This window comes from Frischella sp. Ac48 (assembly GCF_019641635.1).
Classification (GTDB): Bacteria; Pseudomonadota; Gammaproteobacteria; order Enterobacterales; family Orbaceae; genus Frischella; species Frischella japonica.
Genome location: NZ_JAETXP010000007.1, coordinates 1 through 19,923, shown reverse-complemented (window position 1 = coordinate 19,923; position 19,923 = coordinate 1). Strand labels below are relative to the sequence as shown.

The window sequence follows — 19,923 nt, the reverse complement described above, 5'->3', positions numbered from 1 at the left end:
GAGGATTAACTATCAAATGCCTATACTCGATAACTGAGTTTGACATAACATTAACGTCATGAATCAACGAGTCATGTTTAAATAAAGACGACATAACTTTATGAATAATTAAAAGAGGGGATTTATTCCCCCTCTGAGCTAAACTTATATTGAAAATTTATTAAAAATTAATTTCTGTACCAACCCAATAACGACGTCCCTCTAGGGTTTTACCAAAGTCTTCATTTTTGACTTCTTTATCAAATATATTATAAATACCTGCAAAAATTTTAGCACCCTTATTGACCTGATAAGCTCCTCCTAGATCCCAAAATGTATAACCAGGATAATTAATTTTTGTACCGCTACGATTTGTTGAGCTTTCTACACCATAATAAGCTATCTTCGCCCATAAGTCCCATTGTTCAGTAACATACCAGTCTAATTGCGTGTTAAATTTTTGTTTTGGTGTTCGATTTAATGATCGGCCCTTATATTTACCGGTTTTTTGTTCTGTTTTCGTCCATGTATAACTGGAATTTAATGAAAATTGGTCAAATAAAGGTGTTTTTAGCATAAGCTCAAGCCCTTTTAAATCTGCTTTATCAACATTGACCCATTCTTGAATAAAATCAAAATTGCCTACACCATTAATATTACATTGCTGGCTATTCGTTCTATCATTACAAAGATCATTACTTTGTATTTTATTTTTATATTTGGTATAAAACACCGTGGCAGACGTATTTAATCCATAATCATTACTATAAGCGATACTCATTTCATAATTATCACTTTTTTCTGGTTTTAAATCTGGATTACCTAATATAACGCCATTTCTATAACCACCGCCTGTAGCTTGTCCCCAATCGGTTACAACTTGCCTTAACATTGGTGTGCTATAGCCCGTTGAAAAACCACCCTTTAATGTAAAATTGTCATTAATATCCCAGGCAGTATAAATCCTTGGATTCCAATTACTACCATAATTTTCGTCTTTATTAAATCGTAAACCTAAAGTAAGACTCCAATTGTCTAATAATTGTATTTCATCTTCTGTAAAGAGAGCATAATCCCAACGTTTTATTTTATCTACGTTATTTTCAAGTTTATTACCTTTATCCTGCAGTTCCTGATGACCATATTTACCACCAATAGTTAACGTATTAATGCTAAAAGGAATAATGGCACGAGTATCAACTATTGTATTTTCAATTTTCATATCCCTTTTCGGATTATTATTAGCTTCATATGTTACGAATGATGTGGTTGAAAAATGATCGAAATAACCATTATGGGTTAATGATAATGAATTTCTACGATTATCACGAACATTTGGTCTAGAACGAATTGAACTTGTTTTACCCGGCGTGTTTTTACTATTTTGTAATGATCGACCAAAATCTAAATCAAATTTTTGACTTTCCGTGGCATTTAAAGATAGCTTACCATTAATACTACGCAATTTCTGTTCAGCATGACCACTCACAAATTCATCTTCTGGATGATCAGTATACTGTCCATATAATTGGATACCAAGGATATCTGAAATTATGGGCCCCATCACTGAAAAATCACCAGTATAATAATTACTTGCTTTTGAATTATCCTGAAATGTTGATTCCAAACGTACACTTCCTTGCCATTTATCTGTCACTTTTTTAGTAATGATATTAATTACCCCTCCCATCGCATCGGAACCATAAAGTGAAGACATTGGTCCTTTAACTACCTCAATACGTTCAATTGCTGCTAATGGTGGTAACCAACCTTGTTCAAAACCGGGATTATCACTATTTGGTCTAGTCTCGCGTGTGCTGACTTTTTTACCATCGATAAGAATAAGCGTATATTTTGCATCCATACCACGAATACTAATATCTGACTTATCGCCTCCACCAGAAATATTTACCCCAGGAATATCTTTTATTGCATCAGTAATATCTCGATAGGGTTTATTACTAAGTTCTTTAGATGTGATTACAGAAATACTGGCTGGGGCATCTTTAATTTGTTGTTCAAATCCTGATGCAGTTACAACCATAGTATCCATATCCGTATCTATTGCAGCCATTGATTTTGTAGAAAAGGTGAACAATAAACTTAAATTTATTGAATAAGTAAGTAACTGTAATTTTTTTTTCGAACTCATTTCCTTAACCTTACATTTAGTAATGATAATTATTTGTATTTATAAAATAAATTTAAAAGTTACACTACATGATAATAATTATCAATATATTTTTAAAATTTAAAAGTAGACATCTTGCCACCTTTAAATAATAATAATTATCATTTTCATAATTATTGGAGAAAAAGAATGAACAAGAAAAAAAAATTAATTTTAAGCACTATTGCGGCTGTAATACTAGGTTTAACAGGCTGCCAATCTTCAAATACAATTACAGTTAAAACTAATGAACAAACTGTAGTTGTACCAAAAACACCACACAAAATAGTGGTAATGAATTATGGGGCTTTAGATACCTTAGATGCTTTAGGAAAAGGAGCATTAGTAGTGGGAACTTCACAATCTGTGATTCCTGATTATTTAAAACAATACAAAAATATAAAAGTTACCGATACCGGTAGTATGAAAGACTCGAATATTGAAATAATCAAACAATCAAAACCCGATTTAATTATTATTGATGGTCGTCAGGCAAATAAATATCAAGAATTAAGTAAAATCGCACCAGTATTAAATTTAAGTGTCGATTCTAAAAATTATTGGCAATCTACTGAAGATCATATTCGTTTATTAGGACAAATCACAAATACCAACGATTTAGCGAATGATATCATTCAATCACTAAATAAAAAAATTCAAAATGCACAATCTATAACTCAAGTAAGCAATAAAAAAGCTATAGTGGTTATTCATAATGAAGGTAAAGTTTTTTTAATCAACAATAGTTCAAGCGCAACTTTAATCCATGATGTATTGAAAGTAAAACGAGCAGTACCATTAACAGCTATTAATGTTAATACTAAGGAAAGACCAAAACCAACCTTTATCGATAATCAATATATTGCCGAAAATAAACCAGATATTATTTATGTCGTTGATCGTAGCAAAGCCATTGGTAAGCAAGCTATGGTAAATGACTATTTCGATCAGAAAGTGCTTACAAAAGCGAAAACTAAAGTGGTAAATTTAACATCTGATATTTGGTACTTATCAGGCGGTGGTGCGGAAAGTTTAGATCGCCAAATTGACGAAGTGATTAATGCAATAAAATAATAAATTATTAAAACATAATTTACATTTCCCTAATACCAAAGCTCTTTAAAATTGAGAGCTTTTATTTAATTAAAGGAAGCAAATATTAACCATCATAACTACAGATGTTATTTTACCCGCTGACATGATAAATGAGAGGTAAACTGGTACAATCTTATATGTTAAAATACTTTTAATATAGTTTCTCAAGATAGCATTATAATCAGAATATGTCGTCAAAATCATTAACCTTCTGATTAATGATTTCTGAGATAAAGTAATCAATCTGAAGCTTTTTACCCTCAATTACCAAAAATTAATACACTTACTTTATAGCGATGATATTGTGATAAATAAGGATTAATATTATTTATAACTAATAATTAGAAAATAATATTAACTTTACATAGAGTTATAGCTTTTTTCTAATTTAAGTGAGCATTTATTTAACAAATTGATTTGCAATGATTCTAACAAAATCATTAAATAAGATTTTAACTACTTTGATTTTAATTGGTTAATAGAGTAAAAAAACGATCAAATAAGTGACAATAGGCTAATGCCGCAAAAAGCAATAAATTACACAGTATTAGAAATAAAGCGTCTCTTAACTATTTTTTTATATATTTAAATGATGATATAAAATAATTATATAATAAAAAAGCCACGTTAAAACGCAGCTTTTTATCGAATGGTATGAATTATATTTTCTTAAATAATACCGAACCATTGGTTCCACCAAATCCGAATGAATTACACACAGCGTATTTCATATCTTTCACTTGGCGAGCTATATGAGGTACATAATCAAGATCACACCCCTCATCTGGATTATCTAAATTGATAGTCGGTGGAATTGCTTGATCACGTAATGCTAATATAGTAAAAATAGATTCGACTGCACCAGCGGCGCCTAATAAATGACCTGTCATCGATTTGGTTGAACTTACCATAACCTTGTGGCTGTTTTCTTTGAAAATAGATTTAACCGCTTGTGTTTCAGCTTTATCACCAGCTGGTGTTGATGTACCATGTGCATTAATATAACCAACTTGTTCAGGAGTAATACCTGCATCACGAATAGCACATTCCATCGCTAATGCCGCACCACTACCATCTTCTGGTGGTGAAGTCATATGATAAGCATCACCGCTCATGCCAAAACCAACTAACTCTGCATATATTTTGGCGCCACGTTTTTTAGCATGCTCATACTCTTCTAAAAATAAGATACCAGCACCATCACCTAATACAAAACCATCCCGATCTTTATCCCAAGGACGACTAGCTGCTTGAGGATTATCATTGTTAGTCGATAATGCACGGGCTGCACCAAAACCACCAATTCCCAATGGTGTACTTGCTTTCTCGCCACCACCTGCCAACATACCATCGGCATCACCATAAGCAATCATACGCGCGGCATGACCAATATTATGCACACCTGAAGAACAAGCCGTAGCAATAGTAATACTTGGACCTTTTAACCCGTAGATAATGGATAAATGACCAGCAATCATATTGACAATCGTTGATGGTACAAAGAAAGGACTGATTTTACGAGGACCGCCATTAATTAAAGCACTATGATTTTCTTCAATTAAACCTAATCCGCCAATACCTGAACCAATTGCACAACCAATACGCTTAGCATTTTCTTCAGTTATTTCAATTCCGGCATCTTGCATTGCTTGGATACCCGCGGCAATCCCGTATTGAATAAAATAATCCATCTTACGAGCATCTTTACGAGTAATATTATAATCTTCGCCATTGAAATCTTTTACCATAGCGGCGAAACGTGTTGCGAAAGGGGTTGTATCAAAATGTTCAATAAGTCCTACACCACTTTGACCAGCTAACAATGCTTGCCATGCTGATTCAATGGTATTACCTACCGGAGATATTAGCCCCATTCCAGTCACAACAACTCTGCGTTTAGACATGTTGTTTCTCCTGAAAAGGATTAAAATATGATCTGCGCTTATTCATCATAATAAGGCAATTTTTGAAATTAATATCAAGTGAAATTATATGAAAACAAACTGACGATCACCAATATGATCGCCAGTTTAAGGTTCTGACAAACCTTATTGATTTGCAGTAATATAATCAATCGCTGATTGAACAGTAGTGATTTTTTCAGCTTCTTCATCAGGAATTTCAGTATCGAATTCTTCTTCTAAAGCCATAACTAATTCCACTGTATCAAGAGAGTCGGCACCTAGATCTTCAACAAAAGAAGACTCATTTCTTACTTCATCTTCTTTAACACCAAGTTGCTCAACTATAATTTTCTTAACACGCTCTTCAATAGTGCTCATACTCTTTTCTTTCCTATAAATATCGCCAATAATGGCTGAGACTGTAAGTTTATAAAATGTTGAAAAAATTGCAAACAAATTTTCAACCTGATTATTTAATTATTACTCATTTTATCAAAATTGCGGCTTATTCTACACTAAATTTCAAGATTAAACCATATACATTCCACCATTGACATGTAAAGTTTCGCCAGTGATGTAAGATGCTTCATCTGATACTAAAAATGCTACTGCATTAGCAATTTCTTTTGGATCGCCTAAACGATTAGCAGGAACTTGCGATAAAATAGCTGTCCGTTGCTCATCATTTAATGCTCTAGTCATATCAGTTTCGATAAAACCTGGAGCAACAACATTTACCGTAATGCCACGTGAAGCAACTTCACGGGCAAGTGATTTACTAAAACCGATTAGACCCGCTTTTGCCGCAGAATAATTTGCTTGGCCGGCATTTCCCATTGTCCCTACAACAGAGCCAATTGTCACAATTCGCCCATAGCGTTTTTTCATCATCGTACGCATAAGTGCTTTAGATAAACGAAATACTGAAGTTAAATTAGTATCAAGAATATCTTGCCATTCTTCATCTTTCATGCGCATTAAAAGATTATCACGGGTAATTCCTGCATTGTTAACAAGAATATCAATATCGCCAAATTGGGATTTAACGGCTTCAATTACCGATTCTATTGATTTTTCATCAGTCACATTAAGTGCAAAGCCTTTACCGTTTTCACCAAGATACTGACTAATAGCATTCGCTCCGTTTTCAGTTGTTGCTGTACCAATCACAGTTGCGCCGCTTGTTACAAGCCTTTCAGCAATTGCGCGACCTATACCGCGACTAGCACCTGTAACTAAAGCAATTTTTCCTGCTAAATTCATACAAACTCCTCTTATTTTATTTATTTTACACTTTCAAGTGCTAGATTTAATGATGTTGGATCATTAACTGCACTTCCTGAAAGTGTATCGACAATGCGTTTGGTCAAACCTGTTAAAACTTTTCCTGGCCCCATTTCAATTAATAAAGCAGTGCCTTGAGCAGCCATGAATTCAACAGTTTCTGTCCAACGTACTGGACTGTATAATTGGGCGATTAAAGCCTCTTTAATCGCCTGTGCATTTGTTTCCATTTTCACATTCACATTGTTAATAACCGGATAAAGAGGTTCATTAAATGCAATACCTGCTAATGTTTTTGCCAATTTATCGGCAGCAGGTTTCATTAGTATACAATGTGACGGTACGCTCACCGCTAAAGGTAATGCCCGTTTAGCGCCAGCTTCTTTACATAATGCTCCAGCTCGTTCTACAGCTTCTTTATTACCTGCAATAACAACTTGACCTGGCGAATTAAAATTCACAGGTGAAACAACCTGATCTTGTGCAGCTTCTTGACACGCTTTTAGAATGGCTTCATTATTTAAGCCGATGATAGCATACATTGCTCCTGTGCCAGCAGGAACCGCTTCTTGCATTAATTTACCACGCAATTCAACTAATTTGATCGCATCTTTAAAATCAATAACACCTGCACAAACAAGTGCTGAATACTCACCTAAGCTATGTCCAGCCATAAAGTCAGGTTTAGGACCTTGTTTTTGCTGCCATACTCGAAAAATTGCAACGGATGCGGCTAATAAAGCAGGTTGAGTAATCCAAGTTTTACCTAATTCTTCAACAGAGCCTTCCTGTATAAGCTGCCAAAGGTCATATCCTAATACAGACGATGCTTGCGAGAATGTTTCCTGAATAACTGGGTATTCTTTGCTTAACTCCTTAAGCATACCAATTGTTTGTGACCCTTGACCGGGAAATACCATAGCAAATTTAGTCATTAACTTACCCTAATTTTTATTATCAAACGATAATTGCCTATTTATAATTTTAGAATCGAACTAAAATCGATCCCCAAACAAAACCACCACCAAATGCTTCTAATAACAATAATTGTCCACGCTGGATTCGCCCATCTCTTACACCAATATCTAATGCACATGGTACAGATGCCGCTGAAGTATTCCCTTGTTTATCTAGAGTCACAATCACTTTACTGAGATCCATATCTAATCGCTTAGCGGTAGCGGCAATAATGCGTAAGTTAGCTTGATGTGGCACTAACCAATCTAATTCCGATTTACGAATGTTATTTTCTGTTAAAATTTCGTCGACTAAATTGGATAATTCACGAACCGCAACTTTAAATACTTCGTTACCATGCATCACCATGTAAGCAGGATCAGTTAAATTACGGCGATCTACATTTGGATATTTAAGTAAATCGCCATATTTTCCATCTGCATGTAAACGAGAAGCAATAATACCTGGTTCCGCTGAAGCACCAATAACTACAGCACCCGCACCATCACCGAAAATGATAACAGTTCCACGATCTTCGGGATCAACTCCTCGAGTTAACATATCAGAACCTACTACCAATGCACACTTAACTATACCTGTTTTGACATATTTATCAGCGATATCCAATGCATAAATAAAGCCTGAACAGGCCGCAGAAACATCAAAAGCAATTAAATCAGTTAATCCCAATTTTGCCTGTAATTCAGTTGCTGAACTTGGGAATGCATTAACTGAACTAGCTGTTGCCACAATAATTAACCCGATTTCACTTTTATCAATTTGCGCCATATCAATCGCTTTGATTGCTGCTTCGTAAGCCATTGAAGTAACTGTTTCATTATCAGCAGCAATGTGTCTTTCTTTAATTCCAGTTCGAGTTGTTATCCATTCGTCACTGGTATCAACCATTTTTTCAAGATCAGCATTAGTTCTGATTTGCTTAGGAAGATAACTTCCCGTTCCTAAAATTTTTGTAAACATTGATTATTTTCACTCTTAGGTAATACAGAAGAAAGGCTTGACGCAATTCTTTCAGGTATATTATTTTCGATAGCTAAAATGGCTTGTTCAATAGCAGCAAGAAACGAATTTTGATTTGCTCCGCCATGACTTTTTATGACAATACTTTGTAATCCGAGCAAACAGGCACCATTATAATGACTGGGATTTAAATGACCAAAATAATTTGCCATCTTTTTTTGTACCCAATGCCCAGCTAATTTAGCGAAAATTGAATTTCCTTTGCTCATTAATTGCGTTGATGATAAAAAGATTTTAATTAATCCTTCTACTGTTTTTAATGTGACATTTCCGACAAATCCATCACAAACTAACACATCAGTTTTACCTGTCAGCAGTTCATCACCCTCTAAATAACCAACAAAATTTATCCGTTCATCTGCTTTTAATATATTAGCGGCAGCTCGGATTCTATCCAAACCTTTAATATCTTCTTTACCAATATTCAATAACGCTACCCGGGGTTTCGTAATATCGGACATTGTACTAGCTAAAATAGATCCCATAATAGCAAATTGAACTAACATTTCACTATTACATTCCGCATTCGCGCCTAAATCTAGAATAACCGTATTCCCTTTTTTGATCGTCGGCAAGGTAGCAACTAAAGCTGGGCGCTCAATACCTGGTATGGAGTAAAGTAATAACTTTGATAATCCCATTAAAGCACCAGTATTACCTGCGCTAACACACGCCTGAGCCTGCTTTAATTTAACTTGCTCTATCGCTACACGCATCGATGATCCCTGACTGTGTCTAATTGCAAACGAAGGTTTCATCTCGTTTGTAATAACGCTTGTTGACTCAACAATCGTTAGACGTGGGTGATTTTCAGATAAAAAGGGACTTATTTCAGATGTATTACCAACTAAAATTATCTTAAGATTTTGATGGTGATCAAGTGCCTTTAAAGCGGCAGGGACAACGATACGAGGACCGAAGTCCCCGCTCATAGCATCTAACGCAATGGTTAGATTATCCAAAATATCACCTTGATATAAGGAAAACTATTTATTTACAACCTTACGACCGCGATAATAACCGTCAGCGGTTACGTGATGGCGTAAATGAGTTTTCCCCGATTCATCAACTGAAATATTAGCTACTGTTAATGCATCATGTGCACGACGCATACCACGTTTTGCACGAGTTTTACGATTCTGTTGAACGGCCATGGACTTACTCCTCTCTCTAGGGCTTATTTTTCAAACTGACTAAAATTGCAAACGGATTTGGTTTACCTTCTTCAGTAGGAATCTCACCAAATACCAATTCTGCTTCTGACACTTCGCAGTGTTTACTATCATGCACCGGCGCAATCGGTAGACTCAGAATAATTTCATCTTCTACCAATGCCAAGATATCGACTTCGCCAAACTCATTAAGCATGGCGGGTTCATAATATTCCGGTAGTGCCTCTATTTGAGCATCACTCTTAACAGGGCTAAATTTATTTTCTACGTGAATTCTACTGACAAACGGCTGCTGACAACGTTGACAAATTAAAGTTACTTCAACTTCTGCATCAACTGCAATTACACAAAGTTTCTGTTCATCATAGCCAAACGACAATGAGCAATGAATATCGCTATTCACGTATTCAACTGACTCAGATAAGCGACCAGCATTTTTAGCTAGATATACACCCGTATAATCTAATCTCTTTTGAGCCGCTTTAATCGGGTCAATAGTTAAAGGCAATCTATTTTGCATAAGGCGCGCATCTTACCGTTAAATCCCATTTTCGTCAATGGGGTTTAAGTTAATTTATTGTGATAATTAAATAAGATTAATTTTTAGTTCGGCTATTTTAATCAAAAAATAAGCTTTGTTAAATTAATTTTTGATATTTTTAATTATGCTTTAAATTTATTCAAACATTTTATTATTTGTTTAAAAGTTAAACATTCTTTTCAACCAATTAGGTGCTTGATCTTCAGTTTTTTGGTAATCAGATATTGAATTATCATTACTACATAACCCATTTTTATCACTTGCCCACACCGGTAGCTGCATTACACCAACGCCAGCACATTGCCATCTTCCCTGAGCATCAATATTTATCATTTTAATATTTGCTGGTTGATTTTGATAAAAAGATTGTGGTGGATTGTAATGTAAATATTTCTGGTAGATTTTTAACGCTCCAGCAGAACCAGTTAATTGCATCGGTTTGTGATCATCTAACCCCACCCAAATAACTACAACATTTTTTCCATCAATTCCGACAAACCAACTATCACGTAAATCATTTGTTGTACCCGTTTTTCCCGCTAAATGAGTCGACGGATAATCACTGCTTAGCGCTTTAGCTGTACCTCGTTCTATAACTTGTTGCATTGCATAAGTTGTTAAATAAGCTGCTTGCGCAGAAACTGCCTGAATAATATTAGGATAACTTTGAAAAACCAATTGGTTTTGATTAGAAACAACAGCATTTAAAATAGATAATGACGACTTTTTGCCGGTATTGGTAATCACTTGATAGATTTGTGCAGTTTCTAAAGGAGTGAGTTCTAATGATCCTAAAAATCGCGATGGAACAGCTTTAATTTCAGACTCGGGCACCCCGAGCGAAAGCAAAGTTTTCTTTGTCGCAGATAATCCTACGGACATGCCAAGATTAACAGATGGAACATTGAGTGATTTAGCCAGAGCATCGACTAATAACACTTTATTACGATATTGTTTATCAAAATTATTTGGTTTCCATATAGTATGATTATCTAATTTTATCGTTATCGGTTTATCCTCAAGAATAGTATTGAGTTGGTATTGTTGTGGATGACTTAAGGCAGTTAAATAAGTCGGCGGTTTCGCCAAAGAGCCGATAGGCCGTCTTGCAAATAAGGCGCGATTATATCCTGGATATTGTGGATCTTCACCACCAATTAATCCCCGTATTTCTCCTGTCTGACGGTCAACTATCACAATCGCTGCTTGTAAATATGGATTATTCGTAATTTTTTTTAAACGTGCTATTTCTTCGGTAAGTGCCTGTTCAGCAGCCTGTTGTACTAACGGATCAAAAGTTGTGAAAATTTTCATACCTGATAAATGATTAGCATGTTCACCGAGCTGTTTACGTAAATCTCGCTTTACCAATTGAACAAAAGCGGGATGTGGTGAAATTACGCCACCTTTAGGTAGAATAGATAGGCTGCGACGACATAATAATTGATATAATTCTTCATCAATTATATTTTGCTCTTGAATCAACTTTAGAACAAGATTACGACGCTCTAGCACTCTATCTGGTTTGGACCAAGGATTATAATAGGAAGCCCCTTTTACCATTGCAACTAATAGAGCTTGCTGATCCAAGCTTAATTCATTAACGGGTCGACCAAAATAATAAAGACTTGCTAAAGGAAAACCATGAATTTCTTGATCGGCAACCTGACCGAGATAAACCTCATTCAGATAGAGTTCTAGAATCCGTTCCTTACTGTAACGAGAATCTAAAATAATCGCCATATAAGCTTCACGTAATTTTCTCACATAAGAGCGCTCGTTCGTTAAAAAAAGATTTTTAACTAATTGTTGGGTTAAAGTACTTCCACCTTGCAAGGTTCTGCCAGAAATCAAATTAGCATAAATTGCGCGTAATATTGAATAAATACTAATACCATCATGTTGATAAAAACGCTTATCTTCTGTCGCAATTAACGTTTGCACTAATGATTCAGGAAAATCTTTTAATGGCACAAATAAACGTTGTTCATTATTTGAAGACCGTATTAAAGTAATAAGTTTAGGATCAATTTTTAATGAATCGATTTTCCGACCATTATTAAGATTGATGATTTTGATGATATGATTTTGCTTAAAAGTGATTCTGGCATAAAAAGGCTCTTCATCAGCATCGGGAAAGGAAAATGGTCTACGATAAATATCGATGTAATTTGGCTTTACTATAAACTCACCAGGTTTAGTTATGACCGAAACTTGCCGATAATGAGAACTATTTAGCTGAGCGATGATTTCATTCTGACTAAAAACGTCACCTGATTCAAGTATAATAATCCTACCATAAACCGTAGCAGGTAATTGCCAAACATTACCATCGATTTTTTCTTTAATCTGCTGATCTAAATATATACCACTTACAATAATTACAGCGGTAATAACAAGCAATAATTTTAACAATAACCAACCAAAATAGCTTTTTTTACTAGTTTTAGTATTTTTTTTCTTACTTTTTTTAGAACGTTGTTTTGTTTTTTGCTCGGTCTTCGTCTTCTTAGCCAAATATCACCTGTTTTCAATCACTTTTACGTTTAATTCGCACTATAAATATAATTAGGTTTATAATAACATACTTTTTCATATCCAGAGTGAATGTCAATGCTTTTCCCTTCTCAGTTACAATCAGCAACGTTAATTAAGCGCTATAAACGCTTTTTAGCGGATATTCAACTAAATAATGGTGAAATTATCACAATTCATTGTGCCAATACAGGAGCAATGACAGGTTGTGCCAATGAAGGGGATACGGTTTGGTTTTCAACCTCTAACAATTCCAAACGAAAATTACCTAATAGCTGGGAATTAACCTTAACAAGCCAAAATCATTGGATATGTGTAAATACTATTAGAGCGAATCAAATAGTTAAAGAAGCCATTATTAAACATAAAATTCCAAAATTGATAGGTTATAACAATATCAAATCTGAAGTTAAATATGGCTCAGAAAATAGTCGTATCGATTTATTATTATCTGATAACAAACGAAATCAGTGTTATGTTGAAATAAAATCAGTGACATTATTTAACCCAAATAATCAATATGGCTATTTCCCTGATACAATCACAACCAGAGGTCAAAAACACCTTCGGGAATTGATCTCTATCGTGAAAAAAGGAGAACGCGCTGTGGTTTTCTTTCTTGTCATGCATACAGGAATAGAACAGTTTTGCCCTGCATATGATATCGATCCGGCTTATAGCAGTCTTCTTAAACAAGCTTACCAAAATGGCGTTGAAGTTATTTGTTATAAAACGACAATATCGCCGGCAGGAATTTGGATAAAACGGCCACTAGCCATTACCTTTGATTAACTTTTAACACTGTTTATTAAGGATTAAAGTTTATTTGCTAATTTGATTTGATTACAACCAAAATTAAATTTTAATAATTGCATAAGCTAAACTTTTTTATTAAAAAAGGCCAATAAATATTATTGACCTTTTAGCATTGATATCTAATATTAATTACTATTGTGTTCAGATTCAAATGCAAGTTTTGGTTTAATTTTCTTAAACTGCTCCAAGAACGTTTTTTTAGACTTACCGGTTAAACCATCAGAAATAGGTAAATTTGCTGTTAACGGATTTACTGGTTTACCATCAATATGTAATTCAAAATGTAGATGTGGTCCTGTTGAACGCCCTGTGTTGCCAGATAAACCAATTTTATCACCTTTTTTTACTATCTGCCCAGCTTTGACCAGTATTTTATCAAGATGCATATATTTAGTTGTGTATTGTCGACCGTGGCGAATTGCTATGTAATTACCGGCTGAACCACTATATTTAGCAATCATAACTTCCCCTTCGCCTACAGCTAGCACTGGCGTACCACGCGAAACAGCAAAATCAACACCATTATGAGGCGCTATTTTTTTAGTAACAGGATGTAATCGTCTAGGATTAAATCCTGATGAAATTCTCGCTTGTTTTACCAAAGGATAGCGTAAAAAGTTTTGTGATAAACTTGCGCCATGCATATCATAGTAATGACCATCTTCAGCTAAAACCGCATAATAGTTTTTAGAGCCATTTTGGATTCTTACTGCCAATAATTGACTTTTTTCATGTTTATCACCGAACATCTCTCTAGATAATAAAACTGAAAACTTATCACCTTTTTTTAACCGTCTAAAATCTAATTGCCATTGTAACGCTTTAGTAATATTGGCTATTTCATTACTTGTTAGACCTTGTTTTCTAGCATCTGCTACAAAGGATGTTTCAATCTGACCTTGTGCATTATAAGGCTTCCAAATACCTTCTCGAGTTTCTAAACGCTCAACAAATTTATTATTCACTTTTTCATAAATGCGCATATTATTATTAGAAATAATCCAGCTAAAACTTTTTAAGTTATGCTCATTATCAACAGTCCAACTGATTTGTTGCCCGATTCTTAAATTGGTTAGTTGTTTGAATTGTTTTGTTAGTATATAGACATCATTACGATTGACACCGTATTGAGCCATAATACCAGATAGAGTATCTCCACGACTCACAGTGTATTGAACATTACTATCATCTTGCTCTATTACTTCATCAATTTCATCTTTAATTACTTCATCTTCAGGCTTCGGTTGATCTAAAGATTCCTCAGTATTTTGCTCGTTATTAATACGTTCTTCAAGCCTAACAATTGCTGCATTACCTACTGATGTCGGCAATTGTTGTTTTTCAATCACAGTCGTTTGAACTTGGGGATTTAATGGAATATAACTTGTCCGCTCAGGGTTAAGCGGACGCCATAAATTGAAAAATAATATAAAAATAAAAAAAACAACTAATATTGCAATATAAGGAAATTTAAATTCTTTTTCAACAACATCAGATGGGTCAATCTGCTGCACTCAAGTAACCTTTTTGATTGATTATAATTTTAGCTCATTCTAAACAATTTAATAACTGCTGTGTTATTTTTAACAAAAATTTACAGTATGCATCTTTTGTCATAACAATATCCATCCCCAAGGGATCCAGTTCCCCGACTTTAACATTAGTACCATCTATTAATTTATTAACAATGACCGGACTAAATTGAGGTTCCCTAAAAATACAAACTGCATTCCTGTTTTTTAATTCTTTTTGAATTTCGTAAATCTTCTTTAACCCAGGTTGAATTGAGGGATTGATTGTGAAACTACCTAAATTATTCAAGTTAAATTGAGCTTCAAAATAAGCATAAGAATCATGAAAAACGAAATATCCCTTATTTTGTACGCTATTCAATTTTTTTGCAATATTTTGTTCTGTTTGTTTTAGATTAATTAAAAAATCATGCAAATTTTGTTCAAGAAGAGCTGCTTTTTGGGGATAAATTTTCTGCAATTTATCATGAATGATTTGTGCAGAAATTTCAGCTATTTTAGGTGATAGCCAAATATGATTATCAAATCGCCCATGTTCATGGTGAGCATGATGCTCGTCAGCATGATTCAACTCTCCATGTTTCTCTCCTGATTTGAGGAGAGCTTCAATTGTTGGGTATTCAGTTAACTCAATCGTTTTATTATTGTCAATATCCTTTAAAACACTTGGCATAAATGTTTCCATATCTTCACCAACCCAAATGATCAAGTCAGCCGAATTTAATTTTATCAAGTCAGAAGGTTTTAAAGAATAAGTATGAGGGGATGCTCCATCTGGTAATAAAACGTCTGTCTCTGAGACGCCAGAAGCAATAGCTTCTGTAATAAACCCTAAGGGTTTAATAGAAGTAATAATTTTAGCCTGACAAAAAGAGGTAAAAAATATCATGTTGATTATCAATAAGATGTAAGATTTTTTAATTAATTTTTTGATAAACATATATAATAGATGTACTAAATGAAAATTAATGTTATGTTATAATATAACATTAAATAAGACAAGTGATTTATAAATAAAATGCAACCGTTAGTTTCTATTAAAAATGTATCTATCAGCCTTAATCAACAGAACATTTTAAGCAATATCTCGTTTACGATTGATACAGGTAAAATTATTACAATATTAGGTCCAAATGGTGCTGGTAAATCCACACTCGTAAAGCTTGTATTAGGTCTTCTTAAACCATCTAATGGTTTGATTGTTCGTAAAAAAAATCTTACTATTGGCTATGTGCCGCAAAATTTACAAATTGATAAAACCTTACCTATAACAGTAAAGCGTTTTATGCAACTCAATCCGACTATCAATAGCCACAATATTGAAAAAATGTTACATCGTGTCAACGCATTTGGTTTGATTAATAAAACCATGCAACAATTATCGGGGGGGGAAATGCAACGTGTTTTACTTGCACAAGCTTTAGTTAAAAAGCCAGAACTTTTAATCTTAGATGAACCGACTCAAGGTGTTGATGTAAATGGACAAATCACTTTGTATAATTTGATTGCTAACGCTAAAAATGAATTTAATTGTGCGGTGTTAATGATTTCCCACGATTTACATTTAGTAATGGCAAAGACCGATGAAGTGATTTGTTTAAATAAACATATCTGTTGTTCTGGTACTCCAGCATTAGTCTCAAACGACCCTGAATTCATTGCACTGTTTGGCCGTAATGCAGCTAATCAACTTGCCGTTTATAAACATCACCATTTGCATCAAACTAACTATCAGGGACGCATTATGTTACCAAATTTTGGAGCAAAGAAAAATGTTTGAACTATTACTACCACCTTTGCTTGCTGGAATTATTTTATCATTAATAACCGGACCATTGGGAACATTCGTAGTATGGAGGAAGATGTCGTATTTTGGTGATACCCTCTCCCATGCAGCCTTACTTGGTATAGCATTAAGTTTTTTATTAAATATAAACCCATTTTATGCGGTTATTTTTCTCACCGTAATACTTGCTGTTGGTCTTATTGTACTAGAATTGCAACAAAAATTAGCGATTGATACACTATTGGGAATTTTAGCGCATAGTTCACTATCACTTGGCGTGGTAGTTATCAGCTTATTAAATAATATTCGAGTCGATCTTATGGGATATCTATTTGGTGATTTACTTTCAATCACTCTAAATGATATTTATTATATTCTTTTTGGAACGATTATTGTCAGTATTATATTGTATCTCAATTGGAATCGTTTTTTATTCATAACAGTAAGTGAAGAACTAGCTTTTAGTAATGGTATCAACATTATCAAAACAAAATTTATTCTCACTTTACTATTAGCATTAACGATTGCTTTAGCCATGAAATTTGTTGGCGCATTAATTATCACTTCTTTACTGATTATTCCAGCCGCAACCGCCCGTTGCTATGCAAAATCACCAGAACAAATGGCAATTTTTGCGATTATTATCGGTATTATATCTGTGATAGGTGGTTTAATTATATCTGCATATTATGATAGCCCAACCGGACCTTCTGTTGTTATTACAAATGCATTTATATTTATTTTATCTTTAATGATTTCAAAAATATTTAAACTTAGTAACTCTTAAAAAAATTTAATAAATGCCAAAATAAACCGAAAGCATTTGACTAATCTACAGAAAAATAATTATGAAATATATGAAATAAATCGCAAAGAAACACTAAAAAAATTTATTTGTCTAATATCCAGCTAAATTAATCTTATTTCAATTGATTTAGGATTATTCAATGTCGCTTTTCACAATATATACCCGGGCTTGTATTGGCATTCAAGCCCCTAAAATTGATGTTGAAATACATATCAGTAACGGAATGCCAAGCTTTACTCTAGTTGGATTACCTGAAACATCTGTTAAAGAAGCAAAAGATCGCGTGAGAAGTGCAATTATAAATAGTGGTTTCACTTTTCCTAGTAAAAAAATAACCATTAATCTCTCACCAGCAGATCTACCGAAAGAAGGTAGTCGCTTTGATTTACCGATTGCTGTGGCAATTTTAGCTGCAACATTACAGATCAAAACGGATCAATTATATCAATATGAATTCCTAGGAGAGCTAGCGTTATCAGGTGAAATAAGAGCGATAAAAGGCGCAATTCCTGCGGCTATTTCTGTTCAAGAACATGATAGAATTCTTATTCTTTCAAAAGAAAATTCGTCAGAAATAGCATTAATAAATCATAGTAATGCATTGGTATGCGAAAATTTGCTCCAGTTATGCCAACATTTCTCTGGTGAAACACCGCTAACGAATGTAACTTATAATGTCCCGTTAGATATTCAACAGAATTTAAACGATTTACAAGATATTATAGGACAAGAACATGCCAAACGTGCTTTAGAAATAGCTGCCGCTGGAGGACATAATCTGTTATTAATAGGTCCGCCAGGAACAGGAAAAACAATGTTAGCTACTAGATTAGTTGATTTATTACCACCTCTAAATGATAAAGAATCACTTCAAACAGCAACAATAAACAGTTTAGTTAATCAAATAAATACGAATAAAAATTGGCGTTGTAGACCCTTTAGAGCACCTCATCATAGTGCATCGATAGCTGCACTCGTTGGTGGCGGCTCAATCCCCAAGCCTGGTGAAATTTCTCTAGCGCATAATGGCATTTTATTTTTAGATGAATTACCGGAATTTAATCGTAAAGTGTTAGATGCATTACGAGAACCTTTAGAATCTGGAGAAATTATTATCTCAAGAGCAAACGCCAAAATTACGTTCCCAGCTAGTATTCAGCTTATTGCTGCGATGAACCCAAGTCCTACAGGACATTATCAAGGTACCCATAATAGAACAACCCCCCAACAAGTAATTCGCTATTTAAATCGTTTATCAGGCCCATTTCTAGATAGATTTGATTTATCCATCGAAGTCCCTCTTTTACCAAAAGGAGCGCTAAGTAAAAACATGAATCGTGGTAATACGACAGCTGAAGTAAAAAAACGAGTCATAATTGCTAGAGAAAAACAAATTAGCAGAGCAAATAAGATTAATAGTAAATTAACAACATATGAGATTAATACTTATTGTGTTCTCACATCTGAGGATAGCGAATTTTTGGAACAGGCTTTAATGAAGTTAGGTTTATCGGCTAGGGCATGGCATAGAATATTAAAAGTTTCAAGAACGATTGCTGATTTAGATGGAAAAATAGCCATAGAACGAAAACATTTAATTGAAGCATTAAGTTATCGTTCTATGGATAAATTATTAATTCAATTACATAAAAATATTGGTTAAATTAATCATCACTATCAATGAAATCATCGGCAATATCTACTTGTGGTTTACCACCTGATAGGGTATGAAATTTTTTTGCTTTATTAATACAATGCAAATATTTTAACCAAACCTTTTCAAACTCATTAGAAGCTTCCTTGCTGCCTCGGCAAACTGATACAAAAGACTTTTCGTCGGCAGTTACCGGTTTTCGAACCTCATTATCTAAATCCTTAAACGCACAGCCATATTTTTCTAAAAGCTGAGATTCTTTAATGGTAAAATCACCATGACGTGAAAAACCTCTTGGATAATTTTTATTATCAAAAAAACGCTGTTGTGAAAGAAAACTTTCTACCATTTTCGACCCTCAATAATTTAAGTTCAATAATATTGTTGTGCGGATTATAATCGAGATGAGTATTCTGTAAATAAAAATTTTAAATGTTATCACATGTAAAACACTAAGTGATTAATAATTATTCAGATATTACTGATATGGCAGGGGCGGAGAGGCTCGAACTCCCAACACCCGGTTTTGGAGACCGGTGCTCTACCAATTGAACTACGCCCCTAAATAGAAATTGGCGGAACGGACGGGGCTCGAACCCGCGACCCCCTGCGTGACAGGCAGGTATTCTAACCAACTGAACTACCGCTC

The 19,923-nt window shown here is 34.2% G+C and carries 18 protein-coding genes and 1 tRNA gene; 5 read left to right on the top strand and 14 right to left on the bottom strand.

Annotation, left to right across the window (positions count from 1 at the left end):
- Positions 1-160: 160 nt before the first annotated feature.
- Positions 161-2,131 (bottom strand): TonB-dependent receptor domain-containing protein, encoded by a 1,971-nt coding sequence (locus tag JMI89_RS04275; protein WP_187754316.1) that lies wholly within the window; start codon positions 2,129-2,131, stop codon positions 161-163.
- A 168-nt stretch (positions 2,132-2,299) separates the two neighbouring features.
- On the opposite strand from JMI89_RS04275, the gene JMI89_RS04270 reads away from it, so the two are divergent.
- The gene (locus JMI89_RS04270; RefSeq protein ID WP_187754315.1) at positions 2,300-3,223 is read left to right on the top strand and encodes a siderophore ABC transporter substrate-binding protein; all 924 of its coding nucleotides are present in this window, start codon (positions 2,300-2,302) and stop codon (positions 3,221-3,223) included.
- Positions 3,224-3,903: 680 nt separating this feature from the next.
- On the opposite strand, the gene fabF is transcribed toward JMI89_RS04270, so the two are convergent.
- The 9 genes from fabF to mrcB form a co-directional block, all read right to left on the bottom strand.
- A complete protein-coding gene (gene fabF / locus JMI89_RS04265; protein ID WP_187754314.1) occupies positions 3,904-5,148 on the bottom strand; it encodes a beta-ketoacyl-ACP synthase II in 1,245 nt (414 codons plus the stop codon).
- A gap of 144 nt (positions 5,149-5,292) precedes the next feature.
- Positions 5,293-5,526 carry an acyl carrier protein gene (gene acpP, locus JMI89_RS04260; RefSeq protein ID WP_065561838.1) on the bottom strand — a complete coding sequence of 78 codons (234 nt, stop codon included), beginning with the start codon at positions 5,524-5,526 and terminating at the stop codon, positions 5,293-5,295.
- Between the two features lie 150 nt (positions 5,527-5,676).
- Positions 5,677-6,411: a 3-oxoacyl-ACP reductase FabG gene (gene fabG / locus JMI89_RS04255; protein ID WP_187754313.1), complete on the bottom strand. Its 735-nt coding sequence runs from the start codon at positions 6,409-6,411 to the stop codon at positions 5,677-5,679.
- 20 nt (positions 6,412-6,431) lie between these two features.
- Positions 6,432-7,367, bottom strand: a complete 936-nt coding sequence (gene fabD, locus JMI89_RS04250; protein ID WP_220679405.1) for an ACP S-malonyltransferase — start codon at positions 7,365-7,367, stop codon at positions 6,432-6,434.
- Positions 7,368-7,416: 49 nt separating this feature from the next.
- Positions 7,417-8,370, bottom strand: a complete 954-nt coding sequence (locus tag JMI89_RS04245) for a beta-ketoacyl-ACP synthase III (RefSeq protein ID WP_220679404.1) — start codon at positions 8,368-8,370, stop codon at positions 7,417-7,419.
- Complete coding sequence (gene plsX, locus JMI89_RS04240; RefSeq protein WP_187754310.1) at positions 8,352-9,392, bottom strand: phosphate acyltransferase PlsX; 1,041 nt, start codon at positions 9,390-9,392, stop codon at positions 8,352-8,354. Before plsX ends, JMI89_RS04245 begins: the two co-directional genes overlap by 19 nt.
- Positions 9,393-9,416: 24 nt before the next feature.
- Positions 9,417-9,584: a 50S ribosomal protein L32 gene (rpmF, locus tag JMI89_RS04235; RefSeq protein WP_039103400.1), complete on the bottom strand. Its 168-nt coding sequence runs from the start codon at positions 9,582-9,584 to the stop codon at positions 9,417-9,419.
- A 16-nt stretch (positions 9,585-9,600) separates the two neighbouring features.
- Complete coding sequence (yceD, locus tag JMI89_RS04230; protein ID WP_220679403.1) at positions 9,601-10,122, bottom strand: 23S rRNA accumulation protein YceD; 522 nt, start codon at positions 10,120-10,122, stop codon at positions 9,601-9,603.
- A gap of 180 nt (positions 10,123-10,302) precedes the next feature.
- Positions 10,303-12,660: a bifunctional glycosyl transferase/transpeptidase gene (mrcB, locus tag JMI89_RS04225; RefSeq protein WP_220679402.1), complete on the bottom strand. Its 2,358-nt coding sequence runs from the start codon at positions 12,658-12,660 to the stop codon at positions 10,303-10,305.
- A gap of 96 nt (positions 12,661-12,756) precedes the next feature.
- On the opposite strand from mrcB, the gene sfsA reads away from it, so the two are divergent.
- The gene (sfsA, locus tag JMI89_RS04220) at positions 12,757-13,470 is read left to right on the top strand and encodes a DNA/RNA nuclease SfsA (RefSeq protein ID WP_187754307.1); all 714 of its coding nucleotides are present in this window, start codon (positions 12,757-12,759) and stop codon (positions 13,468-13,470) included.
- Positions 13,471-13,619: 149 nt separating this feature from the next.
- Here sfsA and mepM read toward each other — a convergent pair whose 3' ends face one another.
- Both mepM and znuA read right to left on the bottom strand, forming a co-directional pair.
- Positions 13,620-15,008, bottom strand: a complete 1,389-nt coding sequence (gene mepM / locus JMI89_RS04215; protein ID WP_220679401.1) for a murein DD-endopeptidase MepM — start codon at positions 15,006-15,008, stop codon at positions 13,620-13,622.
- A 34-nt stretch (positions 15,009-15,042) separates the two neighbouring features.
- Positions 15,043-15,915 carry a zinc ABC transporter substrate-binding protein ZnuA gene (gene znuA, locus JMI89_RS04210; protein ID WP_187754306.1) on the bottom strand — a complete coding sequence of 291 codons (873 nt, stop codon included), beginning with the start codon at positions 15,913-15,915 and terminating at the stop codon, positions 15,043-15,045.
- 129 nt (positions 15,916-16,044) lie between these two features.
- On the opposite strand from znuA, the gene znuC reads away from it, so the two are divergent.
- The 3 genes from znuC to JMI89_RS04195 all read left to right on the top strand — a co-directional run bounded on the left by znuC (position 16,045) and on the right by JMI89_RS04195 (position 19,283).
- A complete protein-coding gene (gene znuC, locus JMI89_RS04205) occupies positions 16,045-16,806 on the top strand; it encodes a zinc ABC transporter ATP-binding protein ZnuC (protein ID WP_187754305.1) in 762 nt (253 codons plus the stop codon).
- Positions 16,799-17,599 carry a zinc ABC transporter permease subunit ZnuB gene (znuB, locus tag JMI89_RS04200; RefSeq protein ID WP_187754304.1) on the top strand — a complete coding sequence of 267 codons (801 nt, stop codon included), beginning with the start codon at positions 16,799-16,801 and terminating at the stop codon, positions 17,597-17,599. Before znuC ends, znuB begins: the two co-directional genes overlap by 8 nt.
- Before the next feature lie 160 nt (positions 17,600-17,759).
- Positions 17,760-19,283, top strand: coding sequence for a YifB family Mg chelatase-like AAA ATPase (locus tag JMI89_RS04195; RefSeq protein WP_220679400.1), 1,524 nt, complete (start codon positions 17,760-17,762; stop codon positions 19,281-19,283).
- Between the two features lies 1 nt (position 19,284).
- On the opposite strand, the gene JMI89_RS04190 is transcribed toward JMI89_RS04195, so the two are convergent.
- Both JMI89_RS04190 and JMI89_RS04185 read right to left on the bottom strand, forming a co-directional pair.
- Entirely contained in the window at positions 19,285-19,623 is a 339-nt protein-coding gene (locus JMI89_RS04190) for a DUF413 domain-containing protein (protein WP_187754302.1), read from the bottom strand.
- A gap of 138 nt (positions 19,624-19,761) precedes the next feature.
- Positions 19,762-19,837 (bottom strand) — tRNA-Trp (locus tag JMI89_RS04185).
- Between the last annotated feature and the right edge of the window lie 86 nt (positions 19,838-19,923).